General features: G+C 71.2%; 12 protein-coding genes. 6 read left to right on the top strand and 6 right to left on the bottom strand.

What is annotated here, in order from left to right:
• Positions 1-176: 176 nt before the first annotated feature.
• The 4 genes from A3862_RS19565 to A3862_RS19550 all read right to left on the bottom strand — a co-directional run bounded on the left by A3862_RS19565 (position 177) and on the right by A3862_RS19550 (position 5,279).
• On the bottom strand, positions 177-1,451 hold the full coding sequence (locus A3862_RS19565) for a hypothetical protein (RefSeq protein WP_043757553.1): 1,275 nt from the start codon (positions 1,449-1,451) through the stop codon (positions 177-179).
• A gap of 169 nt (positions 1,452-1,620) precedes the next feature.
• Positions 1,621-2,664 (bottom strand): Hsp33 family molecular chaperone, encoded by a 1,044-nt coding sequence (locus tag A3862_RS19560; protein WP_043355216.1) that lies wholly within the window; start codon positions 2,662-2,664, stop codon positions 1,621-1,623.
• A 275-nt stretch (positions 2,665-2,939) separates the two neighbouring features.
• On the bottom strand, positions 2,940-3,920 hold the full coding sequence (gene argF, locus A3862_RS19555; protein ID WP_051045020.1) for an ornithine carbamoyltransferase: 981 nt from the start codon (positions 3,918-3,920) through the stop codon (positions 2,940-2,942).
• A 168-nt stretch (positions 3,921-4,088) separates the two neighbouring features.
• Complete coding sequence (locus tag A3862_RS19550; protein ID WP_043384310.1) at positions 4,089-5,279, bottom strand: aspartate aminotransferase family protein; 1,191 nt, start codon at positions 5,277-5,279, stop codon at positions 4,089-4,091.
• Between the two features lie 372 nt (positions 5,280-5,651).
• Here A3862_RS19550 and A3862_RS19545 point away from each other — a divergent pair, with 372 nt between their 5' ends.
• The 6 genes from A3862_RS19545 to A3862_RS19520 all read left to right on the top strand — a co-directional run bounded on the left by A3862_RS19545 (position 5,652) and on the right by A3862_RS19520 (position 11,061).
• Entirely contained in the window at positions 5,652-6,125 is a 474-nt protein-coding gene (locus tag A3862_RS19545; RefSeq protein WP_043757554.1) for a RidA family protein, read from the top strand.
• 2 nt (positions 6,126-6,127) lie between these two features.
• Entirely contained in the window at positions 6,128-6,877 is a 750-nt protein-coding gene (locus A3862_RS19540) for a glycerophosphodiester phosphodiesterase family protein (protein WP_043757557.1), read from the top strand.
• Positions 6,878-6,919: 42 nt separating this feature from the next.
• Complete coding sequence (locus A3862_RS19535; RefSeq protein ID WP_052083616.1) at positions 6,920-7,354, top strand: lysozyme inhibitor LprI family protein; 435 nt, start codon at positions 6,920-6,922, stop codon at positions 7,352-7,354.
• A gap of 209 nt (positions 7,355-7,563) precedes the next feature.
• On the top strand, positions 7,564-8,841 hold the full coding sequence (locus A3862_RS19530) for a GNAT family N-acetyltransferase (protein ID WP_043355130.1): 1,278 nt from the start codon (positions 7,564-7,566) through the stop codon (positions 8,839-8,841).
• A 3-nt stretch (positions 8,842-8,844) separates the two neighbouring features.
• Positions 8,845-10,005, top strand: a complete 1,161-nt coding sequence (locus A3862_RS19525) for a M20 aminoacylase family protein (RefSeq protein ID WP_043355132.1) — start codon at positions 8,845-8,847, stop codon at positions 10,003-10,005.
• Between the two features lie 465 nt (positions 10,006-10,470).
• Positions 10,471-11,061, top strand: coding sequence for a PAS domain-containing protein (locus A3862_RS19520; protein ID WP_043355134.1), 591 nt, complete (start codon positions 10,471-10,473; stop codon positions 11,059-11,061).
• A gap of 16 nt (positions 11,062-11,077) precedes the next feature.
• Here A3862_RS19520 and A3862_RS19515 read toward each other — a convergent pair whose 3' ends face one another.
• Both A3862_RS19515 and A3862_RS19510 read right to left on the bottom strand, forming a co-directional pair.
• A complete protein-coding gene (locus tag A3862_RS19515) occupies positions 11,078-12,721 on the bottom strand; it encodes a TadG family pilus assembly protein (RefSeq protein WP_111473904.1) in 1,644 nt (547 codons plus the stop codon).
• Positions 12,718-13,095 carry a TadE/TadG family type IV pilus assembly protein gene (locus tag A3862_RS19510; protein ID WP_236961402.1) on the bottom strand — a complete coding sequence of 126 codons (378 nt, stop codon included), beginning with the start codon at positions 13,093-13,095 and terminating at the stop codon, positions 12,718-12,720. The genes A3862_RS19515 and A3862_RS19510 overlap by 4 nt, the downstream gene beginning before the upstream one ends.
• Between the last annotated feature and the right edge of the window lie 108 nt (positions 13,096-13,203).

The raw sequence follows: 13,203 nt of genomic DNA, 5'->3' as shown, positions 1-13,203 counted from the left end.
AGCCGCGACGCCGTCGAAGATTGTCGCCGAGGCCATCCTGCACGTCCGGGCTCCGCGATGCCGCACGGCGGATGTTCACCGACCGGCCTCGCTCCGCGTCCTGAGACGGGGCGCGAGGCCGTCGACTGACACAGAAGGGGGGAGGAGCGCCACGGCTCCTCCCCCTGATCGTCGCGTCAGTTGCGGCCGGCACCCGCCTGACCGCCCGACCGGCCGGCACCCTGCGCACCATCCATGCCGGCCTTGCCGCCGTTCATGCCGCCACGCTCGGCGCCGCCCATCCGGCCGCCTTCGGCGCCGGACTTCATGCCGCCCGCTTGGCCGCCGCGATCCGACGCGTTGCGGATGCCGTCCTGCTGGCCGCCGCGCATGTCGCTGTTGCGCATGCCGTCCGTCTTGCCGCCCGTCTTGCCGTCCATCTTGCCGTCCATCTTGCCGTCCCGACCGGCGGCCCGATCCATGCCGCGATCCTGGCCGCGGTCGTTGCGGTCCGTCCGGGTGTCGTTGCGACCCTCGGTCCGCGAGACGTCGCGGATGCCGTCCCGGCCGCCGCGGTTGTCGAAGCGCGCGCCGGCCCGCTGCTCGGAGCGGAAGCTCGCGCTGACCGCGCCGCCGCCGCTGAGACGGCGATATTCCGCGGAGCCGTAGCGCACCCGCTGACCGCGGATCGTCACGAAGCGATCCTCCTGGACCGAGACGAGGCGACGGTACTCGGGCGAACCGTAGAGGACGCGCTGGCCGCGGACGACGACGTAGCGCGCGCGGGGTCCGGTCTCGCGGATGCTGACGAGACGACGGTACTCGGGCGAACCGTAGAGGACGCGCTGGCCGCGAATGACGACATAGCGGACGCGCGGGCCACGGTTCTCGGTGACGATCAGGCGCCGATACTCGGGGGAGCCGTACACGACGCGGCGGCCACCGATGAACACGTAGCGCCCCTCACGGCGGAAGCCGCCTTCGAAGCGCTCGGACCGGACATCGGTACGGCTCACATCCGTCCGACCGCGGAAATCAGCACGGTCGCCACGCCGCTCACCATGACGGTCGCCATGTCGATCACCGTGCCGGTCGCCGCGCTCGACGCGGTCGCCGGTGCGATCGCCGCGCTCATTCCGCTCGGCGCGGTCGCCATCCCGACCGCCACGCTCGGCACCGGCCCGATCCTTGTCCTGGGCCATGCGACCCTCGCCGCCGGCCTCACGGCCCTGCGCGGACCGGCCCGTCTCGGCGGCCCCGCGCTCGGAGCCCGCCTGGCGGCCGGCCTTCATGTCGCCTTGCGCGCCACCCTGCGCGCTACCCTGCATCCCGCCGCGCTCGCCGCCGCCGGCCTTCATGCTGGACTCGGCAGCCCCCTGACCGCCACGCCCGCCCATCTCGGCGCCACCCTGCTGGGCATAGGCCGAGGTGCTGATCAGCAGCGCAGCCAAACCAATCGACATCTTCCGCATGGCGAAACCTCCAATGTTGAATCTGCCACGCAACGTCGAAGGTCGCGAAACGGTTCAGACTGGAGGATCCAAAAATTCACGCAACGAATACCGATCTTCGTGCGTTTCGCGCGGAAAAGCTTGGCCATAAGCACGGGTCTGCGGACCCGTGCTTGCGCCGATCGGCGCTCTACTGGGTCGGCTGTCCGGCAACCTCCGCCTCGACCTCCTGGGGATCGAGATCGTAGCGCCGGGAGCAGAACTCGCAGGTGATGACGATGCGTCCGTCATCGGCCACCATGTCGTGGCGCTCCTGCGGGGAGAACGAGCGGATCATGCCCATCACGCGCTCACGCGAGCAGCGGCAGGTCTCCCGGACCGGCTGGCGGTCGAACACCCGCACCCCGCGCTGGTGAAACAGCCTGTAGAGCAGCCGCTCGCTGGAGACATGCGGATCGACGAGTTCGTGATCCTCGATCGTGGCGACCAGCGAGCGGGCCTCGACCCAGGCATCGTCCTCCGGTGCCTCGCCCGAGAGATGCCTGTGCCCCTCCGGGATGTCGCCCGGCGGCAGATCGGCGAGGCGCGCCCGGTCCACCGACTGAGGCAGGAACTGCACGAGGAGCCCGCCGGCCCGCCAGCGTCCGGCCCCCTCCTCCACGGCCTCGGCCACGGCGAGGCGCACCTGTGTGGGGATCTGTTCCGACTGCCGGAAGTACTGATACGCGGCCTCCTCCAGGCTCTGGCCCTCAAGGGCCACGACGCCCTGGTAGCGGCTGGCGGCCGTGCCCTGGTCGATGGTCATGGCCAGATGGCCGGTGCCGATCAGGTCGGAATCCGCGAGCGGGCCGGTGCCGAGGGCGGCCACGCGTGCCGGGTCGAACCGCGCGGTGGCGCGCAGCCGGTCCGGGGCCTCGAAATCGACCACGATCATCGCGACCGGACCGTCGGTCTTGGTCTGGAGCTGGAACCGGCCCTCGAACTTGAGGGAGGAGCCGAGCAGCACCGTCAGCGCCGCCGCCTCGCCGAGGAGGCGTGCCACCGGGTCCGGATAGCCGTGGCGGCGCAGGATCGTATCCACGGCGGGACCGAGCCGCACGACGCGTCCGCGCACGTCCAGCGCCTCGACGGCGAAGGGCAGCACGGCATCGTCCGCCCCTGCCTGGCCGTTGCCGGCATTCTCGGGCTGCGACGGGGAATGAGACGGGGAATGCGACTGGGTTCCTGAGGTCATGCCCTCTCCGATCGATGCGTCCGGCATGTCGTGCCGGCGAGGCGTGGATCCGTCCTCCCGGCGGACCGGGCGGCGTGAGGCGATGACCTTGGCGGAGCGATCGGATCCCTCACCCCGACCGGCCCGGAGTCGGAGCCGCCGCGCTGCGCGCGCCGTCCGTCGCCGGGATGCCGCCTGACGGCAGCCATGATGGGGAGGCGGACGGCACCGGCCGACCGCTCACGCCCATATGGTGCACCGACCCCGCCAGCGCGAGGCCGGTGACATCGACCGGATCAGAGCCCGTTCGCGCCCAGGCACCAGGCTAGGATGCCCTTCTGCGCGTGCAGGCGATTCTCGGCCTCGTCGAACACCACGGAGCGCGGGCCGTCCATCACGTCGGCCGTCACCTCCTCGCCGCGATGGGCCGGGAGACAGTGCATGAAGATCGCGTCCGGATTCGCCGCCGCCATCAGCTTGGCGTTGACCTGATAGGGGCTGAGCAGGTTGTGCCGGTGGGCCTCGTCGTCGTCGCCCATCGACACCCAGCAATCGGTGACCACGGCATCGACGCCCTCCACCGCCGCGAAGGCGTCGGTGGTGACGTGGATGTCGGCGCCCTCCTGCTGCGCCCAGGCGAGGAGCGCGGGGGGCGGGGCCAGCTCGGGCGGGCTCGCGATGTTGAGCGTGAAGTCGAACCGCGCGGCCGCATGGACCCAGCTCGCCAGCACATTGTTGGCATCGCCGGACCAGGCCACTTTGCGGCCCTTGATCGGCCCGCAATGCTCCTCGAAGGTCAGCACGTCGGCCATGATCTGGCAGGGATGCGAGACCTTGGTCAGGGCGTTGATCACCGGGACGGTGGCGTACTCGGCCAGTTCCAGCATCTGACCGTGGTCGAGGATGCGGATCATGATCGCGTCGACGAAGCGGGACAGCACCTGCGCGGTGTCGCCGATGGTCTCGCCGCGCCCGAGCTGCATCTCCGAGCCGGTGAGCATCAGGGTCTCGCCGCCGAGTTCGCGCATGGCGACGTCGAAGGACACGCGGGTGCGGGTCGAGGGCCGGTCGAACACCATCGCCAGGGTCTTGCCCGTGAGGGGGCGCTCCGCGGCCAGTTCGCCCTTCCGACGGCGCCCCTTGATGGCGGCGCTGGCATCGAGGACCCGGCGCAGCTCTGCTCCGGAAAAGTCCTTCAGATCGAGGAAATGACGAGGGCCGGCACCGTTCAGGTGCCTGGCCGGGGCCTGTGCCCGGCCGTCAATCTGGGCTTTCATCGCGTCACAATAACTAGAGTCTGCTCAACGATCACCTGATCATGAACCGCACTCTACCTCCTGGCAGGGGCATCTCCGTCAGGCGCGGCGGGATCGACCGCGCCCGGAAATGCTTCGGGCCGCCCCCCGGCATCCGGAGGGCGGTGTTCTGAAACTCTCGGATCGGTCCTACTCGGCCGCGCCGCGCACGGCCTCGAAGCTGGACGCCGCCGCGTCCAGGCGCCGGACCGCCTCGTCGATCTCGGTCTCGCCGATGGTCAGCGGCGGCAGCAGGCGGACGATGTTGTCGCCCGCCGGGATCACCAGCAGGTGCGCGTCCCGCGCGGCGGCGGCGAAATCCGTGTTCGGCACGCCGAGCTTGAGGCCGAGCATCAGCCCCTCGCCGCGGATCTCCTCGATGACGTGCGGATGGCGATCGCGCAAAGCCGCGAGCTTCTGCTTGAGCAGCAGGCCGGAGCGGGCGACGCGATCGAGGAAGCCCTCCTCCAGCACGACGTCCAGCACGGCGTTGCCCACCGCCATGGCGAGGGGGTTGCCGCCGAAGGTGGTGCCGTGCGTGCCGGCGGTCATGCCGCGGGCCGCCTCGCGGGTGGCGAGGCAGGCGCCGAGGGGAAAGCCGCCGCCGATGCCCTTGGCCGCGCTCATGATGTCCGGCGTGATGCCGGACCATTCATGGGCGAACAGCCGGCCGGTGCGGCCGACGCCGGTCTGGACCTCGTCCATGATCAGAAGCAGGCCCTTCGCGTCGCAGATCTCGCGCAGCCGGCGCAGGTCCGCGTGGGGAATCACCCGCACGCCGCCCTCGCCCTGGATCGGCTCGATCATCAGTGCCGCCGTCTCCGGCCCGATCACCGCCTCCAGCGCCGCCCAGTCGCCGGCCGGGACCTGATCGAACCCCTCGACCTTCGGCCCGAACCCCTCGATGTACTTCTGCTGTCCGCCGGCCGCGAGCGTCGCCAGGGTCCGCCCGTGGAAGGCGCCCGCGAAGGTGACGATCCGGTACCGCTCCGGATGGCCGTCGGCCGCGTGGTACTTGCGGGCGATCTTGATCGCCGCCTCGTTGGCTTCCGCGCCCGAGTTGCAGAAGAACACCACGTCCGCGAAGGTCGCATCGACGAGCCGCTGCCCGAGGCGTTCGCCGCCGGGGATCTGGAACAGGTTCGAGGTGTGCCAGATCTTGCCCGCCTGCTCGGTGAGCGCGCCGACGAGATGCGGATGGGCGTGGCCGAGGCCGTTCACCGCGATGCCGGCGCCGAAATCGAGGTATCGCTCGCCGCCCTCCGTCACGAGCCAGGCGCCCTCGCCGCGCTCGAAGGCGAGCGGCGCGCGGACGTAGGTCGGCAGAAGGGCTGACGTCACGGGTCCCATCTCCGTTTCATGCAGGATCCGGGAGCCAGCGTTGAGCCGGCTCCAAATGAAAGTGCCGCCTCAGTCCTGGGCGGCACGCGCGCGATTACTATGAAAGAGCCGGCTCCTGTCAACGTTTCAATGTCAGGTGGGCCCGCCGGGCAGGCCTGCACGGAGCACGGACAGAGCTGATCTCTGGGACAAATCCGCGGCTTTGCCGTGCGCCGTCGGCGAATCGCGAGCCCGCGAAACGGAGGCTGGACGGCCGCCGCCGCGGCCGGTCATCGAGGCCGCGATCCGAGCCTTCGCGGCGCGCGGCCCTTGCGCCGCGGGGCGCGGCCGTGCTCCTGCTCCCGCGGATTCGCAGGAACCAGGGAGAACCCGATGAGCTCGATCAAGGAACGCCTGGAGGCGCTGGGCCTGACCCTGCCCAAGGCGGCCGCGCCCGTCGCCAACTACGTGCCGTTCGTGCGCACCGGCAATCTCGTGGTGATCTCCGGCCAGGTCTGCTTCGGCGCTCACGGCGCCATCGCGGCCGAGCACAAGGGCAAGGTCGGCGGCGGGGTCTCGGCGGAGGCCGGCAAGGCGGCCGCCCGCCTGTGCGCCCTCAACGTCCTCGCCCAGCTCGAGGCCGCGGTCGGCGACCTCGACCACGCGGTGGTGCAATGCGTGCGGCTCGGCGGCTTCATCAACGCGGCGCCGGGCTTCTCGGCGGTGGCCGGGGTGATGAACGGCGCCTCCGACCTGATGGTCGAGCTGCTCGGCGACCGCGGGCGCCACGCCCGCTCCACCGTCGGCGTCGCGGAACTGCCCCTCGACGCCGCCGTCGAGGTCGAGGCGATGTTCGAGGTCCGCTGACGGTGGGCGCCCCCGACTGGCTCACCGCGCGGCCGATCGCCCATCGCGGCCTGCACGACCGGGCGGCGGGCCGGCCGGAGAACACGCTGGCGGCGGCCCGGGCGGCGGTCGCGGGCGGCTTCGCTATCGAGTGCGACGTCCAGTTGAGTGCCGACGGCGAGGCGATGGTGTTCCACGACGCCGCCCTCGGCCGCCTCACGACGGCGCGCGAGGCGGTGGACGAACGGTCGGCCGCCGAACTCGGGACGCTCAAAGTCGCCGGGTCCGCGGAGACGATCCCGACGCTGCCGGCCTTCCTGGCGGCGGTGGCCGGGGTCGTGCCGGTGGTGATCGAGGTGAAGTCCCGCTACGACGGCGACCTGCGGCTTGCGAACCGCACCGCCGAGGTCGCCGCGGCCTATGCCGGGCCGGTGGCGCTGAAATCCTTCGACCCACAGGTGGTCGCGGCCCTGCGCGATCTCTGCCCTGCCACGATCCCGCGGGGCATCGTGGCGGAGACCACGCAGGACGATCCCGCCTACGCGGCGCTGACGCCCTCGCTCCGCCGGTCGCTCTCCGACCTGCTGCACTTCGCCGAGACCCGGCCCGACTTCCTGTCCTGGCGGGTGGACGACCTGCCCTGCGCGCCGACCTATCTCTGCCGGCTGCTCGGACGGGTCCCCGTGATGACCTGGACGGTCCGGACCGAGGAGCAGCGCTCCCGGGCCGCCGCACACGCGGACCAGATGGTGTTCGAGGGATTCGTCCCGTAAATTTTCCTAAGACCCGTCCGATTCGTCACGACGAAGACCGCCATGACCGTTTCGAGTGAATCGCGCGCACGGTTCGTGCGGCACTGCGGCGCCCTCGCCCTCGCCGCGACCCTGCTCTCCCCGGCGCCCGCCGCGGCGGCCGACCCGTGCGAGGGCACGACCCAGGCGGATCTCAACGCCTGCGCGGGTGCCGATTACCGGACCGCCGATACGGCGTTGAACGCCGTCTATGGGCAGTTGATGAAGAAGGTCGGTCCGAAGACGAAGGACGCCCTGCGGGGCGCCCAGAAGGCCTGGCTGTCGTACCGGGACGCGACCTGCTTCCTCGAGACCATGGGTTTCGACGGGGGCTCGGCCTACGCGATGGAATACAACGGCTGCCTGAAGGGCCTGACCGACGCGCGGACCAAGATCCTGAAGGGATATCTCGACTGCAAGCCGGAGGACGTGTCCTGCGTGGGCCGGCTCGGGGAGTGAGCGCGGGCCGCGACGGCGGCGTCCCGTTCGGGTCTCAGGCCCGTTTCCGCGCCGTCGCGCACGCCGTCGAGCAAGCCGTCGAGGAAGCGCGCGACGGCGGGTCCGGCGCGCGCAGCGGGTGACGGCGGCGGCCATCTGACAAGGCAGCCATGGCTGCCGTGCGCATCCGCCCGCTTGCTCCCTGCGGGGCACAGGCTAGATTCCGGCCCATGAAGCAAGCACCCGGGCCGACGCCGGAGACCGCCGCACTCACCGTGCGGGCGCTTCCCGGATTGAAGGAGATCGGCGCCGCGGATTGGGATGCCTGCGCCTTCTCGGCCGAGACGCTGGCGGCGGGCGACGAGACCCACAATCCCTTCCTGTCGCACGCCTTCCTGTCGGCGCTGGAGGATTCGGGCTGCGTCTCCCGCAGGACCGGCTGGCTGCCGCTCCACATCTCGGTCGAGCGCGACGGCGAGCGCCTCGGCGTGGCGCCCTGCTACCTGAAATCCCACAGCCAGGGCGAGTACGTGTTCGATCACGGCTGGGCCGACGCCTATGAGCGGGCCGGCGGCGCCTACTACCCGAAGCTGCAAGTCAGCGTGCCGTTCACGCCGGTGACCGGCCCCCGCTTCCTGATCGCGCCGGGCGCCGATCCCGACGAGGCCACCGCCGGCCTCGTCGCGGGCCTGCGGGCGCTGCGGAGCGAGACCAAGGCCTCCTCGATCCACGTCACCTTCATGCGCGAGGCCGAGTGGGAGCGGGCCGGCGCCGCCGGCTTCCTGCAGCGCACCGACCAGCAGTTCCACTGGCAGAACGACGGCTACGCCACCTTCGACGACTTCCTGGCCGCCCTCGCCTCGCGCAAGCGCAAGACCATCCGCAAGGAGCGCCGCGACGCCCTCGCGCCCGGGATCACCGTGGAGCACCTCACCGGCGCGGACATCACCGAGGCCCATTGGGACGCGTTCTACGCCTTCTACATGGACACGGGCTCCCGGAAATGGGGACGGCCCTACCTCAACCGCCGCTTCTTCTCGCTCCTGTCCGAGCGCATGGCCGACCGGGTGCTCCTCGTGATGGCCAAGCGCGCGGGCACCTACATCGCCGGGGCCATCAACCTCATCGGCGACACGGCGCTCTACGGGCGCAACTGGGGCTGCATCGAGGACCACCCCTTCCTGCATTTCGAGATCTGCTACTATCAGGCGATCGACTTCGCGATTGCCCGAGGCCTGAAGCGGGTCGAGGCGGGCGCCCAGGGCGAGCACAAGCTCGCCCGCGGCTACCGGCCGGTCCTGATGCATTCGGCCCACGACATCGCCGACCCGGCCCTGCGCCGCGCGGTGGCCGATTACTTGCAGCGGGAGCGCGCCCACGTCGCCGAGGCGGTGGACGTCCTCGACACGTTGACGCCGTTCCGGCGCACGGACGAGGGCGGTGCCTGCGACGGCGCTGCGCCTTCCGAAACCTCGCCCTCCAAGACGTCAGCCCCCGAGAGTCCGTAAGACATGAGCCCGATCGACCGCATCCAGACCTATGCCGACGAGCTGACGGCCCTGCGCCGCGACCTGCACGCCCATCCGGAGCTCGGCTTCGAGGAGGTGCGCACCGCCGGCATCGTCGCCGACCTCCTCGAGACCTTCGGCTGCGAGGTGCATCGCGGCGTTGGCGGCACCGGCGTGGTGGGACTGCTCAAGGGCCGCACCGACAACGGCCGCCGGATCGGCCTGCGCGCCGACATGGACGCCCTGCCCATCGAGGAGGAGACCAACCTCCCCTATCGCTCGACCTATGCCGGCAAGATGCACGCCTGCGGCCATGACGGCCACACCACGATGCTGCTGGGCGCGGCGCGCTACCTCGCCGAGACCCGCGACTTCGACGGCACCGCGGTGTTCGTGTTCCAACCGGCCGAGGAGGGCCGCGGCGGCGCCCGGGCCATGCTGAAGGACGGGCTGTTCGAGCGCTTCCCCTGCGACGAGATCTACGGCCTGCACAACCAGCCGGGCGGCGGCCACGGCATGATCAAGCTGCGGCCGGGGCCGATCATGGCGGCGGCGGACTTCTTCGACATCCACATCCGCGGCAAGGGCATCCACGCGGCCCAGCCGCACCGGGGCGTCGATCCGATCATCATCGCCACCGGCCTCGCCCAGGCCTTGCAGTCGATCGTGTCGCGCAACGCCGATCCGCTGAAATCCATCGTGCTGTCGATCACCCGGATCGAGGCGGGCTCCGCCTACAACGTCATCCCGGAGACGGCCCATCTCGCCGGCACGATCCGCACCTTCGACAAGGAGATCCGGGCCCTCGCCGGCGCCCGCATGCGCGAGCTGGCGGCGGGCTTCGGCGCGGCCTACGGCGCCGAGGTCACGGTCGACCTGCAGGACGTGTTCTCCGTGTTGGAGAACGCCCCCGAGCAGGCGGCCGCCGCCACGGAGGTCGCCACCGAGCTGCTGGGCGCCGACATGGTCGAGGCGAATGTCGTGCCGAAGATGGGCAGCGAGGACTTCGCCGACATGACCATGGCGGTGCCCGGCGCCTATGTCTGGCTCGGCGCCAATCCGGGTCCCGGCCTGCACAATGCCGGCTACAACTTCGACGACTCGATCATCCCGATCGGCAGCGCCTTCCTCGCCCGGATGGTGGAGCGGCGCACCGCCGCCTGACGCCCGGAGGCCCCCGCCGTCCGGAGCTGTCCGGATGGCGGGCGATGATGGGTCTGGGCGCAGGCGACCGTCGACAGACCGACCGATCGGTGCGATTCTTGACGCAACCAGCCCGCGAACCAACACGGGCCGTGATGGGAGGGCGCCATGTCACCGGAGATACGGGAATCCCGCGCGGCGCTGATCCTGCTCGCCGCCTCGGTGGGAGCGGTTCTGATTTTCGGCGCGTTCACGCTGCTCACGCAACTCGGGTGACGTGCTGCCGGGATTGCAACTTGGGCGGGTCGTTAGGCGAGCGCAACGAAGTGGACCCGCTGCCGGAAAAAGAGAATCGTGATGGAGGCTCAGTCGCGTACCGGGATAGATGCCTCGCTATGGGTTGAGTTAACTGCTCATTAATTCTATCAAAGGTTGTATGTCTCCGGCGAATGCGTGCATGCGGCACGCCGGAATCGGAGATCGCCCATGATTGCCGACGCGATCCAAGATCCCCGTCCTCGGCCCGTCGATCTCGCGGCCGCGCTGAACGCGTCCGGGATCATCGGTGCGTGGTCCTGGTCGCCGCGGGACGAGCGGTGCATCCTCGATGCCGGCGCCGCCGACGTTCTGGCCGGGGATTCCGGGCTCGCCGGGCGTCCGCTCCCGCTCTCGGTCGCCAAGGCCTGCGTTCATCCCGAGGACCGGCCGGCCGTGGTGCGGCAGTTCAAGGCGGTGCGCGCGCGCGGCGGCCTGTTCGTGGCCGAGTACCGGACGCTGTCGCCCTCCGGCCAGGTCCGCCGGATCCTCGATCGCGGTCGCATTCCGGCGGGCGCGTCGAGCCGGCGCCTCGGACACGGCATCATCATCGACGTGACCGATGCGTCGCCGCCCGCGGCTGCGGCGGCGGAGCCCGCGGACGCGCTCACGCAGGCGGTGGATCGGGCCCTCGAATGCCGCGACGCCCTGGAAGGGGTGGCGGATACCGAGCTTCAGCTCCTCGTCGACATGCTGCTGCTGCACCTGGGCCGGCACATCGCCAAGGCTTCCACGACCGGTGCGCGCGGTCGCGGCCACTGAGCCGGGCCGGCCCGGCTCACTGCACCAGAACGGCCTGGCTGCAGAGGGTGCCGTCGACATCGAGATCGGCGTAGCCGAGGCGCAGGCCGAGGCTGCGCAGCACGTTGTCGAGCACGAGGTCGATCGCGGGCGCCACGGCGCCCAGGGTCGTCGTCAGGGCCGACTGGAGCAGCGGAGCCACGCCGATCCCGTTGATGTTCAGCGTGAGGTTGCGCAGCAGGCTGCCGGTCAGCGACTGGGTCAGGTTGCCCGACGCGACCGAGCGCACGGTGTGGTTGGCGATGTCCGCCTCCGAGAAGGTCAGGGTCTGCGCGCCCGTACCCAGTGTCACCAGCGCGCGGCCGGAGACGGTGATCAGCGGCAGGGCGATCAGGGGCGCCGGTTGCGAGAGGTCCGGACCTGTGCTGCCGCCGTTGATCGCCGTGCGCGGCACGCCGGCGATCGCGAGGGTCGCCAGCCCGGTCTGCGCGTCGAGGGTGACCTGACGTCCGCTGGGCCCCGCGCAGGTGAGCGCCCGCAGGGTCGCCTGGGCGGGCGCCACCTCGGCGTAGACCGGCAGGGTGAGGCTCCCGAGTCCGAGGGGTGCCGTGACCGTGGCCTCGATCAGCAGCCGGGTCTGCGCGGTCTGCACGGTGGCGTTCGGGCTGCCCGGGCGGACCCAGCCCGAGCTGCGCTTGCGCTCGCCGATCGCCAGGGTCAGGCGGGTCGCGAGCAGGCCCGGAATGGTCGCCCCGAGATCGACCGCCACCTGGTTCTGGCCGTTCGCCAGCGCGGCCGCGGCACCCAGAAGGTTCAGCACGTTGAGGGAGGGGCCGGCGAAGCCCCGGGGCGGCGCCAGCGCCGCGGCATCGCCCAGCCCGTCCACCTGGCCGATCGCGATGAGGTTGCCGGCATTCGGCAGGGCGTTGAGGATTCCCGAGATGGCCGAGACGACGCTGCCATTGTCCTGCGCGGCGACCCGGAGCGCCATCAACATCTGCCCGACGCTGGCCTGCGCCTGGACGATGTCGGTGTAGTTCGCCGCCTGCATGTTGAGGCTCGTCCCGAGCGCGTCGAGCACCCGCAGGCCGTCCACGCGGGCGCTCGCCAGGGCGTCGTAGTCGCTGACGCTGAGCGACAGCTTGGCGCCCAGAAGCGCGCCGAGCAGGGCGTTGGCGATGCCGCCCTGGAGTTGCAGGGTGCCGGAACCGATCGTGAAGGCGGCGAACTGCGCGCTCGCCGCGGTGCCCGTGACCCGCAGCGGCACCGCGGCCGGAAGGCCGATCGCCCGGCCGAAGGTCACAGGGACCGAAGTCGAGAGACCGACCCGCACGGCGTTGGCCGGGCTGCCGCCGGCCTTGAACCGGCTGCCGGGCGCGGTTCCCGGCGCGCTGGCGTCGTAGCTGCCCGGGCTGACCGTGGCGGTCGCTGTGGCGTAGCCGTTGTCGCCGAGGGAGCGCCGCGCCGCCGTGTCCGCCTGGGTCGGATCGACGGCCGCCAGCATGGCGGCGATGTCCACCGCCCCCTGTGCCTTGCGCCGCGCCTGGAAGACCATGCCGAGGTCGATCCCGACCGCGCCCGCTCCCATCAGCATCGCGCTGCCGAGGGCCACCAGGATCGCGACGTTGCCGCCCCGGGCCGCCCGGAAGCGCCGTGCCCGGCCTGCGCGCGGCCCGGTCACAGGCCGCCCTTTCGAACGCTGACGGTGCTGCGCAGCACGCTCGGCAGCATCGGCAGCAGGCGGGAAAAGACGTTGATGCCCAGCGTCGTGGCGTCGAGGGTGACGGTGACCGTGTACACCGTGGCGTCGCTGGGATCCGGCCCGACCTGCACGACGATGCTGCCCGGCCGGAACATCGCGCCGGCGTTCAGGCTCTGGTTCACCATTTTCTGGGCGAGGCTGGCGCGCTCGGAATCGGTGACGCCCGCCACGGAGGCGCGTGCCGCCTCCGCGGCGATCTGGCGGAGGTTGTGGGCCGCGCCGAGACAGATCCCGAACACCGCGATCCCGGCGAACAGCAGGAGCAGCATGGGCGCCACGAGGGCGAACTCCACCGCGGAGCTGCCCCGCCGGCAGGTCCACCCCTTCGGCGCGCCACGCCGGCGCAAGCGCCGCAAGTCCATCGCATCGCCCTCCACGGGTCGCGCAGCCCGATGACTGCA

Source organism: Methylobacterium sp. XJLW (genome assembly GCF_003254375.1).
GTDB lineage: Bacteria > Pseudomonadota > Alphaproteobacteria > Rhizobiales > Beijerinckiaceae > Methylobacterium > Methylobacterium fujisawaense.
Note: the sequence above shows the minus strand (reverse complement) of the source record. Positions and strands in the feature narration are given on the sequence as shown.